General features: G+C 70.8%; 12 protein-coding genes and 1 pseudogene. 9 read left to right on the top strand and 4 right to left on the bottom strand.

Annotated features, from left to right (window positions below; genetic code table 11):
• From O3Q52_RS32890 to O3Q52_RS32870, 5 genes are all read left to right on the top strand, one after another.
• A partial coding sequence (locus O3Q52_RS32890) for a hypothetical protein (RefSeq protein ID WP_269652325.1) occupies nucleotides 1-194 on the top strand: 194 nt, incomplete at its 5' end.
• Between the two features lie 10 nt (nucleotides 195-204).
• Nucleotides 205-1,545 carry an ABC transporter substrate-binding protein gene (locus O3Q52_RS32885; protein WP_269652324.1) on the top strand — a complete coding sequence of 447 codons (1,341 nt, stop codon included), beginning with the start codon at nucleotides 205-207 and terminating at the stop codon, nucleotides 1,543-1,545.
• 145 nt (nucleotides 1,546-1,690) lie between these two features.
• Entirely contained in the window at nucleotides 1,691-2,632 is a 942-nt protein-coding gene (locus tag O3Q52_RS32880; RefSeq protein WP_269652323.1) for a carbohydrate ABC transporter permease, read from the top strand.
• Complete coding sequence (locus tag O3Q52_RS32875) at nucleotides 2,629-3,510, top strand: carbohydrate ABC transporter permease (RefSeq protein WP_269652322.1); 882 nt, start codon at nucleotides 2,629-2,631, stop codon at nucleotides 3,508-3,510. Before O3Q52_RS32880 ends, O3Q52_RS32875 begins: the two co-directional genes overlap by 4 nt.
• A 29-nt stretch (nucleotides 3,511-3,539) precedes the next feature.
• Entirely contained in the window at nucleotides 3,540-5,603 is a 2,064-nt protein-coding gene (locus O3Q52_RS32870; RefSeq protein ID WP_269652321.1) for a beta-galactosidase, read from the top strand.
• A 53-nt stretch (nucleotides 5,604-5,656) separates the two neighbouring features.
• On the opposite strand, the pseudogene O3Q52_RS32865 reads toward O3Q52_RS32870, so the two are convergent.
• From O3Q52_RS32865 to O3Q52_RS32850, 4 genes and pseudogenes are all read right to left on the bottom strand, one after another.
• A pseudogene (locus O3Q52_RS32865) lies at nucleotides 5,657-7,131 on the bottom strand (FGGY-family carbohydrate kinase).
• A gap of 73 nt (nucleotides 7,132-7,204) precedes the next feature.
• A complete protein-coding gene (locus tag O3Q52_RS32860) occupies nucleotides 7,205-8,278 on the bottom strand; it encodes a mechanosensitive ion channel family protein (RefSeq protein ID WP_269652320.1) in 1,074 nt (357 codons plus the stop codon).
• A gap of 353 nt (nucleotides 8,279-8,631) precedes the next feature.
• Nucleotides 8,632-9,396 (bottom strand): crotonase/enoyl-CoA hydratase family protein, encoded by a 765-nt coding sequence (locus O3Q52_RS32855; RefSeq protein WP_269652319.1) that lies wholly within the window; start codon nucleotides 9,394-9,396, stop codon nucleotides 8,632-8,634.
• Nucleotides 9,397-9,578: 182 nt separating this feature from the next.
• Nucleotides 9,579-10,718 carry a lysylphosphatidylglycerol synthase transmembrane domain-containing protein gene (locus O3Q52_RS32850; RefSeq protein ID WP_269652318.1) on the bottom strand — a complete coding sequence of 380 codons (1,140 nt, stop codon included), beginning with the start codon at nucleotides 10,716-10,718 and terminating at the stop codon, nucleotides 9,579-9,581.
• A 54-nt stretch (nucleotides 10,719-10,772) separates the two neighbouring features.
• Here O3Q52_RS32850 and O3Q52_RS32845 point away from each other — a divergent pair, with 54 nt between their 5' ends.
• The 4 genes from O3Q52_RS32845 (at nucleotide 10,773) to O3Q52_RS32830 (ending at nucleotide 14,470) form a co-directional block, all read left to right on the top strand.
• Nucleotides 10,773-12,722, top strand: a complete 1,950-nt coding sequence (locus O3Q52_RS32845) for an ABC transporter ATP-binding protein (RefSeq protein WP_269652327.1) — start codon at nucleotides 10,773-10,775, stop codon at nucleotides 12,720-12,722.
• Between the two features lie 89 nt (nucleotides 12,723-12,811).
• On the top strand, nucleotides 12,812-13,231 hold the full coding sequence (gene panD / locus O3Q52_RS32840; protein WP_269652317.1) for an aspartate 1-decarboxylase: 420 nt from the start codon (nucleotides 12,812-12,814) through the stop codon (nucleotides 13,229-13,231).
• The gene (locus O3Q52_RS32835) at nucleotides 13,170-13,610 is read left to right on the top strand and encodes a GNAT family N-acetyltransferase (protein WP_332112970.1); all 441 of its coding nucleotides are present in this window, start codon (nucleotides 13,170-13,172) and stop codon (nucleotides 13,608-13,610) included. The genes panD and O3Q52_RS32835 overlap by 62 nt, the downstream gene beginning before the upstream one ends.
• Nucleotides 13,611-13,822: 212 nt before the next feature.
• Nucleotides 13,823-14,470 (top strand): aspartate/glutamate racemase family protein, encoded by a 648-nt coding sequence (locus O3Q52_RS32830; protein WP_269652326.1) that lies wholly within the window; start codon nucleotides 13,823-13,825, stop codon nucleotides 14,468-14,470.
• The last annotated feature ends 345 nt before the right edge of the window (nucleotides 14,471-14,815 follow it).

Raw genomic sequence — 14,815 nt, 5'->3', positions numbered from 1 at the left:
GTACGTGCCTCCACCGCACCGCCTGCCCTCTGATCGACCCCCACCCCCCTGACCCGCCGTACCGCCGAACCGCCGAACCCCTGAACCGCCGAACCGTCGGCGGGACGGCCGACCTCGCCGTCGGCCGGATCCGCCCTGCCCGCGCGCCCGGACCGGGACGTCCGTCGCACGCGCACCCCGTAGCCGCCACGTGAGGAGTCACGTGTGTACACCCCACCGCCCCTGCCGCGCCGCACCCTGCTGCGTGGCGCCCTCGGCCTAGGTACGGCCGCCGCGCTCGCCGCCTGCGGCCGTGACAGCACCACCGCCCGCACCTCGGGAGACGTGAACCTCGCCCTGTGGACCCATGACCCGGGATACGAGGCCTTCTTCCGCAAGGGCATCCCGGAGGCCGACCGGCTCGCCGACTTCCGCTACCACCTGACGGTCACCCGTGCCGGACCCGCCGACATCGTCACCAAGCTGCTCGCCCAGGCCGTCGCCGGACGCGGCACACCCGACATGGCGGGCTTCGAGATCGGCAGCTTCCCGCGCATGCTGCGCGGCGACATCTCCGAGCGGCTGCTGCACGACTTCACCCCCGACATCGCCGCCGTGCCAGGCCTGAAGAACGACCTGCTGCCGGCCCGAACCGCCCCCTACAGCAAGGACGGCCGGGTCTACGCCCTCGACTCGGACACCCCCATGGTCGTCTACTACTACCGCGACGACCTGTTCACGAAGTACGGGCTGGCGAAGGACATCCCGACCTGGGAGGAGTTCGCCGAACTCGGCGCCCGCGTGCACAAGGACCACAACGCCTCGCTCTGTGTCGTCAGCACCAACGGCAGCGACACGGCACAGATCGTGCAGTCCTTCCAGATGCTGCTCTACCAGCGCGGCGGTGCCTTCTTCGACGCCGACCAGCAACTGGTGCTCGACTCGGCCGAGGCAGAGGAGGTACTGGGCTTCCTCTGCAAGGGGCTGCGCAGCGGCTTCGTCATCGACATCTCCGACTACTACGGCGCCGCGATGCAGACCGCCCTGAAACAGGGCAGGGTCATCGGCCTGCCCATGGCCATCTGGTACAAGAGCTACGGTCTCGTGCCCAACGTGCCCGAGCAGAAGGGGAAGTGGCGGGTTCGCGCGATGCCGCGGTTCGCGGAGGGCGGCGGGACGACGGCGGCCCTCGGTGGCACCGGCTTCGGGGTCATCAAGAACAAGGCCAACACGCGGGCCGCCACGGACTTCCTCCTCAACACCTGGCTCACACATGAAGGTCAGGTCCGGCGGTTCATCGAGACGGGCTATCTGCCCACGCGGCGCTCCGTGTTCGAGGACCCGCACCTCAGAGGTCTCAAGGACGGCTTCTGCGGTGGTCAGCGGTTGTTCGGTCTCTACCGGGACCTGCTTCCCGATGTGCCTCCGCAGCACACGAGTCCCGACCAGTCGATTCTCTTCGACGTGCTCGCCGGGAATCTGTTGCGGGCGTATCGCGGGGACGTCAGTCCCCGGCAGGCGTTGCGGCGGACCGCAGAGGAGTTCCGAGACCAGGCGGGGCGTTGAGGCCCTGCCGACGGTTGGCTGCGGGTTTGTTGTGGCTGGTCGCGCCCACGCGGCGGAGCCGCATATCGACACCGTCCCGCGCCCCTGGAAGAAGGGGCGCGCCTCATGCATCCGGAATTCAGCAGTACGGCCAGGAGAGTTGTCCATGACCATCGCCATCGCCGATCCGGCCGGCAGTGCTCGCGAACGCACGGGTGCGCGCCGGACCGCTCCCCGTCTCAAGCAGTCCCGGGCCCCCTACCTCTTCATCGCCCCCTTCTACGTCCTCTACGTGCTCTTCATGCTGGTGCCCGTCCTGGTGTCGCTCTGGCTGAGTCTCACCGAGTGGGTGGGTCTCGGTACTCCGCACTGGGTGGGGCTGCGCAACTACCGTCTTCTCGCGACCGACGTCAGCTTTCACCGGGCCCTCGGCAACACGGGCGTCTTCGTGATGATCGCGGTCTTCGTCGTCGTACCGCTCGCCCTGCTGATCGCACAGGCCCTCAACACCCGTGGCCTGCGCGTACGTGACCTGTGGCGCACCGCCTACTTCGTGCCGATCGTCGTCTCGCCGATCATCGTGGCGCTCATCTTCGGGCTGATCTTCGACCGGCAGTTCGGGCTGCTGAACTCCGTCCTGCGGGCCCTGTTCGGCACCGGAGGGGTCGACTGGCTCGGCGATCCGGACCTGGCCAAGGTGAGCATCGGGCTCGTGATGCTGTGGCGCTGGACCGGCTACCTCACTGTGTTCTTCCTCGCCGGACTCCAGGCCGTACCGAAAGAGTTGTACGAGGCGGCCGCCCTCGACGGTGCCGGACGCATCCGCACCTTCACCACCGTCACGCTCCCGGCGCTGAAACCGGTGACCGCCTTCGTGGTCGTCACCTCCTTCATCGGCGCCGCGCAGATCTTCGAGGAGCCGTATCTGCTGACCGGCGGCGGACCGGCCGAAAGCACCCTGTCGGTGACGATGTTCATCTACCGGGCGGCCTTCCAGCGCCAGCAGTTCGGGTACGCGGCCGCCGCGGCCGTCGTGCTGTTCGTCCTCGTCTTCGGGCTCAGCCAGCTCTTCAACCGTCTGCTCGGCATCGGGAGGGCGACCTCATGAGCGCGACCACTTCGGGCATACGCACCTCCACGTATGCAGCCGTACATTCCTCCGCGGGCGCCAGGACCCGGCGCGGCCTGCTCTACCTGACGCTGGTCCTGCTGCTGCTTGCCTTTCTGGCGCCGCTGCTGTGGGCGCTGAGCGGGTCGTTCAAGCCGCGCGGCGACATCTTCGCGTACCCGCCGAAGCTGGTTCCGGACCCCTTCACCCTGCACAACTACCGCGCGCTCATCGAGGACCAGCCCTTCGCGCGCTGGTTCGTGATGAGCACGGTGGTCGCCGTCGTCGCCACCGTCGTGTCGGTCTTCGTCTGCGCCCTGGCCGGCTACGGCTTCGCCAAGTTCCGGTTCGCGGGCAAGAGGCTGCTCTTCGGCGTGATGTTCAGCTCGCTGTCCATCCCGTTCGCGGTGATCCTCGTGCCGCTGTTCGTGATCCTGGTCAAGACCGGGCTCGGCAGCCCGTGGTTCGCGCTGATCGTGCCGTGGGTGGCGCCCGCGTTCGGGATCTTCATGATGCAGCAGTACATCGTGCAGTCCGTCCCGGACTCGGTCCTGGAGGCCGCCCGTATCGACGGCGCGAGCGAGTTCGGCATCTTCCGGCGGATCGTGCTGCCCCTGCTGCGGCCCTCGCTCGGCGCACTCGCCGTATGGACCTTCCTGCAGAGCTACAACAGCTTCCTGTGGCCGCTGGTCCTGGTCTCCGACAGCTCGCAGTACACGCTGCCGCTGGGCCTGCAGACCCTCTTCGTCTCGGAGCAACGGCAGTACGACCTGGTGATGGCCGGTGCCGTGCTGGCCGTCCTGCCCGCCGTCGCCCTCTTCGTGCTGCTGCGCAAACAGCTCCTCGAAGGTCTTTCCACGGGTGCCGTCAAAGGCTGACGCACTCTCACATCCCGTAAAGGAGAAGCATGTTCGAGCTGCCCGGCCGGGTTCTGTTCGGCGCCGCCTACTACCACGAGTACCAGCCGAACGAGCGGCTCAAGGACGACCTAGACCTGATGGCGGAAGCCCGCTTCACGGTGATCAGGGTCGGCGAGTCCGTCTGGTCGACCTGGGAGCCTACGAGCGGCCGCTTCGACCTCGACTGGCTCCAGCCGGTTCTGGACGGGGCGGGCGAGCGGGGGATCAGCGTCATTCTCGGGACGCCCACATACGCCGTGCCGCCGTGGCTGGCCCGGCAGTACCCGGAGATCGCGGGGGAGCGGCGCACCGGCGAGCGCGTTCCCTGGGGCGCCCGCCAGGAAGTCGACTACACGCACCCGGCGTTCCGCTTCCACGCCGAGCGGATCATCCGCAAGGTCGTCGGCCGGTATGCCGCGCACCCGGCGGTGATCGGCTTCCAGGTCGACAACGAACCCGGCCTCGAACTCTTCCACAACCACGGTGTGTTCCAGCGCTTCACCGACCATCTGCGCGAGATCTACGGCGACGTGGAGACCCTCAACCGTGAGTGGGGACTGGTCTACTGGTCCCACCGGCTGTCCACCTGGGCCGATCTGTGGACCCCCGACGGCAACGCCCAGCCGCAGTACGACCTCGCGTGGCGCCGCTTCCAGGCGAGGCTCACCACCGAGTTCATCGCCTGGCAGGCGGACATCGTGCGCGAGTACGCCCGGCCGGACCAGTTCGTCACGACATGCATCTCCTACGACCGGCCCACGGTCGAGGACGACGAACTGACCAGGAAGCTCGACGTCACGGCCGGCAACCCCTACTACACGATGCAGGACGCCCTCGCGCTGCCGGACCGGAACCGCCAGGACCAGGGCTGGACCACCAACGGCACCTGGGCGCTGTACCAGAGCGCCGACCGCATGTACGCGTCCCGCCAGGAACCCTTCCTGGTGACCGAGACCGACGCGCAGGCCATCGGCTTCCCCTGGAACAACCGCCCCGCATACGACGGGCAGTGGCGCCAGGCCGCCTGGGCACTGATATCGCGGGGCGCCTCGATGATCGAGTACTGGCACTGGCACACCCTGCACTTCGGCACCGAGACCTACTGGGGCGGAGTGCTGCCGCACAACGGGCTACCCGGCCGCGTGTACCGCGAACTGGCCGCGCTGGGCGCCGAGTTGGAGACCGCGGGCGACCTCGTGTCCTCCCTCACCCCGGACGCCGACATCGCGTTCCTCTACTCCAACCCCAGCAAGTGGGCACTCCAGGCACAGCCCGCGCTCGCCACGCCCGACGGAGGGCCCGACCGGCGCTCGTACCAGACCGTCTTCGACGCCTTCTACCGCGGCGCCTTCGACGCGGGGCTGCAGAGCAGGCTCGTACACCCGTGCCAGTTGGACGACACCGACCTGCCGCCGGTACTCGTGGTCCCAGCCTTCTACGCGGCCGACGACGCCACCCTCGACCGCCTCCTCGCCTACGCCGAGACCGGCGGCCATCTGGTCCTGGGCCCGCGCACGGCGTACGCGGACCACGAGGCGCGGGCCCGTACGGAGGAACAGCCCGCCCGGCTGGCCGAGGCCGCCGGAGTCACGTACGACGAGTTCAGCAATCTGGACACCGGACTCGGCGTCCACGGCACGGATTCCCTTCCGCTGTCCGGGGAGGCGCGTGCCCTCCACTGGGTGGACGGCCTGCGGCCCGGGGGAGCGGACACCCTGGCCACGTACGACCACCCGCACTTCGGCCGCTGGCCCGCGGCCACGACCCACGCACATGGCGCCGGACGTGTCACCTACGTCGGCACCGTGCCCGACCCGGAGTTCGCCAGGGCCCTCCTCCGGTGGGCCGCCCCGGCGGGCCCCGCGAGTCCGTCCCACCCGAGCGTCACGTCGACGAGGGCGACCGCGCGCGACGGGCGCCGGGTCCGGTTCCTGCACAACTGGTCGTGGGAGCCGGTGAAGGTCGAACTGCCGACACGGGTACGCGACGCGCTCGCGGGGACGTCGTACGCGCCGGGCGAGGCGGTCCCGCTCGGGGCGTGGGACGTGAAGGTGCTCCAGGAGGAGTCATGAGCAACTGAGCCGCCGGTGGTTCTGTGGGTGGGGCCGGGGCAGGCAGCCTCGGCCTAGCCCCGTTGCCGCGCGGCCAGTTCATGGGCGATGTCCCGCGTCGCCGGGTAGAGCCGGAGGTACAGCTCGTACAACTCGTCGTAGCCGGAGCGCAGTTGAGGGTCCGGGACGACGCGTTCGCGCACCGGGTTCCACTCGTCGATGAGTGGGCCGCCGACCGCGCTCGCCGCGAGGAACGCCGCGCCGTAGCTCGCCCCGAGGGTGACGGTCCTGATCTCCTGCTCCAGGCCCGTCACGGCCGAGACGATCCGGGTCCACAGGCCGCCCCGGGTGCCGCCGCCCACGGCGACGACACGGCGGATGTCCGCACCGGCGGCGCGCATCGCCTCGACGTTGTGCCGTACGCCGAAGGCCGTCGCCTCCAGGGCGGCACGGTAGAGGTCGCCGCGGGTGTGCTCCACGGTCAGCCCGGCGATCACCCCGCGGGCGTGCGGATCGGCCACCGGCGTCCGCTCGCCCGCGAAGTACGGCAGCATCAGCAGCCCGCGCGCACCGGGCCCTGACACCTCCGCCCCGGCGAGCAGATCGGTGTGCTCGGGCGTGCCGAACAGCTCCCGCAGCCAGTCGGTGATCACGCCGGAGGTGGCCATGCCGCCCGCGAGACTGCGCGTTCCCGGCAACGCCCCGATGGTGCTCCACAGTTGGGGCACCAGCAGACGCTCGGACAGGGTGTTGATCAGGAACATGGTGCTGCCGTACATGAGCATCAGGTCACCGGTGTGCTGTGCCCCCACGCTCAGCGCCTCCGACCAGGCGTCGATGGTGCCGGCGACGACCGGGATCCCGGCGGGCAGACCGGTGGCGTCGGCGGCCTCGGCCGTGACCTGTCCGGCGATGTCCCCGGGCCAGAGCAGGCGGGGAGTTCGAGCCAGGGCGCGATGTGCCGGGTCCACGGCTCGTACCACTCCTGGGCCACGGAGTCGTACAGCGGAACGGCCTGGCTCGCCGAGTGGTGGTCGAGCACATAGGTCCCGGTGAGCCGGACCACCAGGTACGAGCTGGGCATGTAGAGCCGCCGGGCCCGGGCGACCACGTAGGGCTCGTGCTCCGCCAGCCAGGCGATCTTGGGGCCGACGGCCTGGGTGGAGAGCAGCGACCCGCAGCGCCGCAGCACGGCGTCGCGGCCCAACTCGTCGTCCAGGCGGGTGATCTGCTCGGTGGCCCGGGTGTCGACGCCGTACAGCACCGCCGGGCGCAGCGGCGTGTCCGTCTCGTCGGCCAGAGCGACGCACGGGCCCATGCCGCTGACGCCGACCGCGGTGACGGAGGTGCCGTCCGGTGCGGACGTCAGCAACTCCCTGGTGATGGAGGCGAACTCGACCCACCACACCCGTGCGTCCATCTCGACGTGTCCCGGGTGCGGACGGTCGACCGAGTGCGGGCGGACAGCCGTCGCGAGGACGGTTCCGTCCCCGTCCACCAGCACGCCCTTGCTGCTGGACGTACCGATGTCGACCCCGATCACCGTCATACGCTCACGTCTCCCCGCTCACCCGCACCGGCCCGATGGGGGCGGCCTTCGCGGACCGCCCCACCCCGATGTTCTACGGGATCGACAGGGATCCGTCGCGCTGAGGCGGAATCGCCACGCCGTTCTGCTGGAGGGCGACGGTGCGCGCGGGAGAGGGGATGCGGATGCCCTCCACGTGGTACCGCTTGTGCAGCCGCTTCACGAACTCGTGCTTGATCCGGTACTGGTCGCTGAACTCCCCGACACCGAGGATGACGGTGAAGCTGATCCGCGAGTCCCCGAACGTGTGGAAGCGGATGGCGGGTTCGTGCTCGGGAACCGCGCCCTCGATCTCCGTCATGACCTCGGTGACAACCTCGGAGGTGACGCGCTCGACGTGGTCCAGGTCGCTGTCGTAGCCGACGCCGACCTGCACGGTGAGGGTCATCTCCTGTTCCGGACGGCTGAAGTTGGTCATGTTGGTGCTGGAGAGCTGGGCGTTCGGGATGATGACGAGGTTGTTGGAGAGGTTGCGTACGACGGTGTTGCGCCAGTTGATGTCGACGACGTACCCCTCCTCCCCGCTGGTGAGACGGATGTAGTCGCCGGGCTGGATCGTCTTCGAGGCGAGGATGTGGATGCCCGCGAAGAGGTTGGCGAGGGTGTCCTGGAGGGCCAGGGCGACCGCGAGACCGCCGACGCCGAGGGCCGTGAGCAGCGGGGCGATGGAGATGCCCAGGGTCTGCAGGACGACCAGGCAGCCCATGGCCAGCACGACGACCCGGGTGATGTTGACGAAGATCGAGGCCGAACCCGCGACCCCGGAACGGGACTGGGTGACGGCCCGCACCAGGCCGGCGACCACGCGTGCCGCCGTGATGGTGGCGGCGAGGATGATCAGGACCGTCAGGATCTGGTTGACGGTGTGGTTGACCTTGCCGGTCAGCGGCAGCGCCGCCGCGGCGGCGGCGATGCCGCCCGTGAGGGCCGCGACCGGTATCAGCGCGCGCAGCGCGTCGACGAGGACGTCGTCGCCGCTCCAGCTCGTGCGGGTCGCGTGCTTGCCCAGCCAGCGCAGGAGGAGGCGCAGCAGCACGCCCGCCGCGAGCCCGACGGCCAGCCAGACACCCGCGACGATCCAGTCGTGCACAGTGAGGTCCCGGTTCACCAACTGCCTCCCGTCGTGCCGCGAAGGGCACTCGCGCCCGGTATGTGATGTGTCGTCACCTTGTTGCCACCTGCTGCTCGATTCCTGGATGTACGACCCCGCCGGGAACGTCAAGTCGTTGACCGGCGGGTTCGCTCATCTTGCTACATGCGCAGAGGTGTTCCGTGCCAGGACCGCTCGGGTCAGGCCATCTCCCACCAGCAACGCCGCCAACTCGCCATGCCCGTAGGCATGTTGGCGTCTTCCCAGCCTCGGACGAGCGCCGAGGAACCCTCGACTTCCGGCCCGGCGGCGATCCCCCGGCCCCCTTGAGGAGCCCGCCCAACTTGGCCTGGATACGTCGTCGGGAACGCTCAGTTCTCGCCGAACGAACCGTGCCGCCCCGCACCCGCCGAGAACCGCGCCGCCCCCTCAAGGCTCTCCTCCAACACACCTGTCCCGTGACGGAATTCACCCCGCATGGCGGCGCGCTCGTTCAGCCCCTCCTGGTCGAGGACGGAAGCGCGGTCGCCGCGGAGACAGGCCTGCGGGAAGCGGGCGATCGACGCGGCAAGCGCCTCCGCCTCCGCACGGGCCCGGCCCGGCGGGACGACCCGGTTCGCGAGGCCCATCTCGTACGCCTCGGGCGCCGCCACCGGGCGGCCGGTCAGGATCATGTCCATCGCGCGGCTGGTGCCGATGAGACGGGGGAGCCGAACCGTGCCGCCGTCGATGAGAGGCACGCCCCAGCGGCGGCAGAAGACCCCGAAGACCGCGTCCTCCTCGGCCACCCGCAGATCGCACCAGAGGGCCAGCTCCAGACCACCCGCCACGGCGTGGCCCGCGACCGCGGCGATCACCGGCTTCGACAGCCGCATCCGCGTGGGGCCCATCGGGCCGTCGCCGTCCTCCGTCACGTGGTTGCCGCGTTCCGTGCCGAGCGCCTTGAGGTCCGCGCCCGCGCAGAAGGTGCCGCCCTCACCCCACAGCACCGCCGCCCGGGCCGTCTCGTCGCTCTCGAACGCGCGGAACGCGTCGGCGAGGTCGGCCGCCGTGGAACCGTCCACCGCGTTGCGGACCTCGGGGCGGGAGAGGACGACGGTGGTGACGTGTTCCTGGCGCTCGATCCGGACCGGCATCGCTCGGACCCCTTCGTGTGGCGACCTGGTGTGGCGACGCCAGCAGGTTACTCCCCAGTCACACCGACGAGTTCAGGCCGTCCGCGCAAGCCGTCCCCGTCAGCCGTCTTCGCCGGCCGTCCCCGTCAACTTCCGGGCGGAACGAGAAGAGTGCTTTCGGGAGGGCCCGGCGGCCGACGAGCTCAGATCATCTTCAGCCGCACGAGCGCGCCGAGCGTCAGCGCCCCCGGCAGCAGCGGCAGCCACACCGTGATGATGCGGTAGGCGAGCACCACCGCCGTCGCCACCGCCACCGGACCGCCCGCCGCCACCAGCGCCAGGATCAGCGCGGCCTCCACCGAGCCGATCCCGCCCGGCGTCGGCACCAGGGCGACGGCCACCGTGGCCGCCAGATACGCGAGCGCCATGTGCAGCGGCGGCACCGGCAGCCCGAGCGCCTGCCCCACCGCGGCCAGTCCGGCCGCCTGGAACATCGGGAAGGAGAGCGAGCCGCCCCACAGCGCGAGCGCGCGGGCCGGCCGCGTGTGCACGGACCGGGCCTCGCCCAGCGCGGTCCGCAGGAAGGTGAACACGACGGTACGCACCCGTCGTACGAGCAGAAGCACCGTCACTGCCACGCACACCACCGCTCCGACGACGAGCAGCAGCGGGCCGACCGCGCCGTCGGGCAGGAGCGCGCCGACCCGCAGGGCGTCCGGGAAGGCGATCAACAGGGCCAGCAGCAGCCCGACCCGGGCGATGGACTCCGCCAGCAGATAGAGCGCGAGCGCGGCCGACGAACGGGCCAGCGGCACCCCGCACACCGTCATGAACCGCAGATTCACGGCACTCGCGCCGAGCCCTGTCGGCAGCAGATGGTTGGCGGCGCCCGCCGCGAACTGCGTGGCCAGCAACCGCCGTTTGGGCAGCCGTTCGACGAGTGCGCCCTGCCGGGTGACGGCGGCCGCCACCCAGGTCAGACAGGTCGCGGCGACCGCGGCCAGCAGCCACGGCCACTTCGCCGACGCCAGGTGGCCGAAGCCCTCCGCGAGCACGGACCGGTGCTGCACCGCGACCACGGCCACGAGGGCGAGCGGGAGGAGGCACAGGATCTGCCGGACCGGAAGGCGTCTGGCGAAGCCCTGGGGAAAGCGTTCGACCGTCACATCGGGAGAGGGTTTCCACACCGCACCAACGTGGGGTTGCGGGCACGGGGACAGCGGCTGACACGCCGGGCACGACAGCGAGTCGCCGGGCCCGGTGAGGGACTTGGTGCCGGTGAGCGCGGCTGTCTCGGTGGGATCCACTGCCCCGGTGAGGGGAGTGGGCTCAGTCAATGTCATCGATCACCCCTTGACCTCAAGAATGCTTGAGGTTCTACGGTCGGTCTCATGAGTATGGAGACCACAGCCTGGACGCAGCTCCACAGCGTCATGAACGCCGAGCAGGAACGCCGCCCCTTCGCCCGAGCGACCCTGCGTCGCATCGCCGGATTCGCCCGCCCGCACCGCCGCCGAATCGCGCAGTTCGTGGTGCTCAGTGTGGTGACGGCGCTGCTCGCCGTGGCCACCCCGGTCCTCGCCGGACGCGTCGTGGACGCGATCGTGTCCGGCGGCGACGAGAGCACGGTCGTACGACTCGCCCTGCTCATCGCACTGATCGCGTTCGCGGAGGCGGCGATCGGACTGGTGGGCCGCTGGCTCTCGGCGAACCTCGGCGAAGGACTCATCCTGGATCTGCGGACTGCGGTCTTCGTTCATGTACAGCGCATGCCGGTCGCGTTCTTCACACGCACTCGTACGGGCGCGCTCGTCAGTCGACTCAACAACGACGTGATCGGCGCCCAGCGGGCGTTCAGCAACACCCTCTCCGGAGTGGTGAGCAATCTCGTCACCCTGCTGCTCACCCTCGCCGTGATGCTCACCCTGTCCTGGCAGATCACCCTGCTCGCGCTCGTACTCCTCCCGGTGTTCGTGGTGCCCGCCCGCCGGATGGGCAGCCGGATGGCGAAACTCCAGCGCGAGGCGGCCGACCTCAACGCGTCCATGGGCACCCGGATGACCGAGCGCTTCTCGGCGCCCGGCGCCACCCTGATCAAGCTCTTCGGCCGGCCGGGCCAGGAGTCCGCGGAGTTCGCGGTGCGCGCCCGGCGGGTGCGGGACATCGGGGTGCGCACGGCGATGGCGCAGACCGCGTTCATCACGGCCCTGACCCTCGTCTCCGCCCTCGCACTCGCCCTGGTCTACGGACTCGGCGGCTGGTACGCCCTGCGCGGCAGCCTGGAGCCGGGCGCGGTCGTCTCGCTGGCCCTGCTCCTGACCCGTCTGTACGCGCCGCTGACCTCCCTTGCCGGTGCCCGTGTCGAGGTCATGAGCGCCCTGGTCAGCTTCGAGCGGGTCTTCGAGGTCCTCGACCTCAAGCCGCTGATCGACGAGAAGCCGGACGCCCGCGCGGTCCCCGAGGGCCCGGCCTCCGTCGAGTTCACCGACGTCCGCTTCGCCTACCCGTCCGCCGACAAGGTCTCCCTCGCCTCCCTGGAGGAGGTCGCCGCGCTCGACACCCGCGGCGGCGCCGAGGTCCTGCACGGCATCTCCTTCCGCGCCGAGCCCGGCCAGACCGTCGCTCTCGTCGGCTCGTCCGGCGCAGGCAAGTCCACGGTCGCCGCACTGCTGCCGCGGCTGTACGACACCGACGAGGGCTCCGTACGCATCGGGGGCGTCGACGTCCGTGACCTGAGCGCCGAGTCGATGAGGGCCACCCTCGGCATGGTCACCCAGGACGGCCACCTCTTCCACGACTCGGTCCGCGCCAACCTGCTCCTCGCCCGGCCCGACGCCGACGAGGAGGAACTGTGGGACGTCCTGCGCCGGGCCCGCCTCGACGACCTCGTGAACTCCCTGCCCGACGGCCTCGACACGGTCGTCGGCGAGCGCGGCTACCGCCTCTCCGGCGGCGAACGCCAGCGGATGACCATCGCCCGGCTCCTCCTGGCCCGCCAGCGGGTGGTCGTCCTCGACGAGGCGACGGCCCACCTGGACAACACCTCCGAGGCCGCCGTACAGGAGGCACTCGCCGAGGCCCTCCAGGGCCGCACCGCACTCGTCATCGCCCACCGCCTCTCGACGGTACGGGCCGCCGACCAGATCCTCGTCGTCGAGGCCGGCCGCATCGTGGAACGCGGCACCCACGACCAACTCCTCACGGCGAACGGGCGGTACGCGGAGCTGTACCGGACGCAGTTCGAGAAACCGGCACGGTCCGAGACGACGGAGGCGGACGCGACCGACATCGGCGCGACCGAGGACGGCGTGACGGAGATCGCTGCGGCGGAGGAGGCAGTGGCATAGGCACCGCGCCGACGCCCGCCGTACCCTGACGGCGTCGGCGCGTACCCGCTTCCCGGGACGCGACCCTCTCACCCCAGGAGCGACGCCTCATGCTGCGCACCATGTTCAAGTCCAAGATCCACCGTGCCACGGTCACCCAGGCCGATCTGCACTACGTCGGATCCGTGACCATCGACGCCGATCTCCTCGACGCCGCCGATCTGCTGCCGGGAGAGCTGGTGCACACCGTCGACATCGACAACGGCGCACGCCTGGAGACGTACGTCATCGAGGGGGAGCGCGGGTCCGGTGTCATCGGCATCAACGGGGCTGCGGCGCATCTCGTGCACCCCGGAGACCTGGTGATCATCATCAGTTACGCTCAGGTCTCCGACGCCGAGGCCCGGTCGCTGAGGCCGCGGGTCGTGCACGTGGACGCAGGGAACCGGATCGTGGCCCTCGGCGCGGATCCGTCCGAACCGGTGCCGGGCTCGGACCAGGAGCGCAGCCCGCAGGCCGTCTCGGCCTGACCGCCATCCGCATCCGCATCCGCGAGGAGAGAACATGAGCGAGATCGCGATCCGCGACGACCGGGCGGCCGGCCGCCTGGAGGCGTACGCCGGTGACGAAGTCGTCGGCCACATCGAGTACTTCGTCCTCGAAAGCCCGGGTCGCGCGCTCGTCCCGGTCCACACGATCGTGGAGCCCGCCCATGAGGGCAAGGGCATCGCAGGCTCCCTCGCCCGCGAGCTGTATGTCATGTCGGCCCGCGAGGGAGTCCCGGTCGCCCCGCTCTGCCCGTACGTCGTCAAGTGGGCCGCACGCCACCCGGACGAGGCCCCGGCCGCTGACCCCGAGTTGCTGAGCGCGGCGGAGGCATGGCTGGCCGCCCACCCGGGCCGGTTCTGATGGGACCGCTAGGGCCTGCGTCGGAAGTGGCGCCTGCCACGCGACGCCTGGCACGCACTCTCGCCGCACCGGGCGAAAGCCCAAGTACGTCCAGTACGAGGACTTCCGCCCGGCACTCCCCCAGCCTCCGGCCGGGGGCACCCCCAGAGCACGCACCAGACGCCGCCCGGCCCGCGCCCTCCGGGCGAACGACGACACTTCCGACACAGGCCCTGGCCCTGCTGCACACCTCGCCCGTCCACGTCCCCGTCTTCGACGCGCTCCGCGACGAGGACCACCCGGCCCTGGAACTACGGCACTTCGTGTCCGAGGAGCTCCTGGAACGGGCCCGGGCGGAAGGACCGGAGGCCGTGGCCGACGAGGTGCGCGCGATGCTGGACCGGGCCGTCGCCGACGGAGCGGTGGCGGTCCTCTGCACCTGCTCCACCATCGGCGCGGTCGCCGAGGCCGCCCGTCCCGGTGTACCCGTGCTCCGGGTGGACCGTCCGATGGCCGCCGCCGCGGTGGCGGCCGGCCCGCGCGTCGTCGTGCTCGCCACGGTGGAGAGCACCCTCGGCCCGACGGTGGCCCTCGTCGAGGAGGAGGCCGCCCGCGCGGGATCCCCGACCGCCGTACGCACCTTGCTGGCGGCCGACGCCTGGGACCACTTCGCGGCGGGCGACATGGACGCGTACGCCCGCGCAGTCGCGTCCGCCGCCGACAGCGTCACGGACGCCGACGCGATCGTCCTCGCCCAGGCATCGATGACCCCGGCCCAGCACCTCACCACGACCGCCGTACCGGTGCTGTCCAGCCCGCGCCGCGGCCTGGCTGCGGGAGCGGCCGCGGCGGGCATGGTCGGCGCGGGGGGCGGGGCGTAGGCCCACCTGGTCCCTCGTTCGGCCCGCGGCGGGGTGGGTGGGCGGGCGGGGCACGGGTACGCGTGGGAGAAGTCCAGGGCCGACGTACCGACTGGCTGGAGGACGCCATGACGCACCCGTACCCCGACCCCGTGAAGCCGGGCCCCACACCGGGCCCGGGCCCCGACCACCCCCAACCCTTCCCGGAACCGGACCCGGTCCCGTCCCCCAAACCCCATCCGGTCCCGGAACCGTCCCCGTCCCCCCTTCCTCAGCCCCCCGACCCGTCCCCGGCCCCACCCCCGGAGCCCCAGCCGGGCCCGCTGGGCTGAGGACACACAAAAGCCGGCGGGCCGACGTGGACCA

Source organism: Streptomyces sp. ActVer (assembly GCF_027270795.1).
GTDB lineage: Bacteria > Actinomycetota > Actinomycetes > Streptomycetales > Streptomycetaceae > Streptomyces > Streptomyces umbrinus_A.
Note: the sequence above shows the minus strand (reverse complement) of the source record. Positions and strands in the feature narration are given on the sequence as shown.

Coding starts and splice junctions, on each gene's coding strand:
- O3Q52_RS32855 (WP_269652319.1), bottom strand. CDS start 9,396: ATGCCGGTCCGGATCGAGCGCCAGGAACACGTCACCACCGTCGTCCTC.
- O3Q52_RS32850 (WP_269652318.1), bottom strand. CDS start 10,718: ATGACATTGACTGAGCCCACTCCCCTCACCGGGGCAGTGGATCCCACC.
- O3Q52_RS32880 (WP_269652323.1), top strand. CDS start 1,691: ATGACCATCGCCATCGCCGATCCGGCCGGCAGTGCTCGCGAACGCACG.
- O3Q52_RS32845 (WP_269652327.1), top strand. CDS start 10,773: ATGGAGACCACAGCCTGGACGCAGCTCCACAGCGTCATGAACGCCGAG.
- O3Q52_RS32875 (WP_269652322.1), top strand. CDS start 2,629: ATGAGCGCGACCACTTCGGGCATACGCACCTCCACGTATGCAGCCGTA.
- O3Q52_RS32870 (WP_269652321.1), top strand. CDS start 3,540: ATGTTCGAGCTGCCCGGCCGGGTTCTGTTCGGCGCCGCCTACTACCAC.
- panD (WP_269652317.1), top strand. CDS start 12,812: ATGCTGCGCACCATGTTCAAGTCCAAGATCCACCGTGCCACGGTCACC.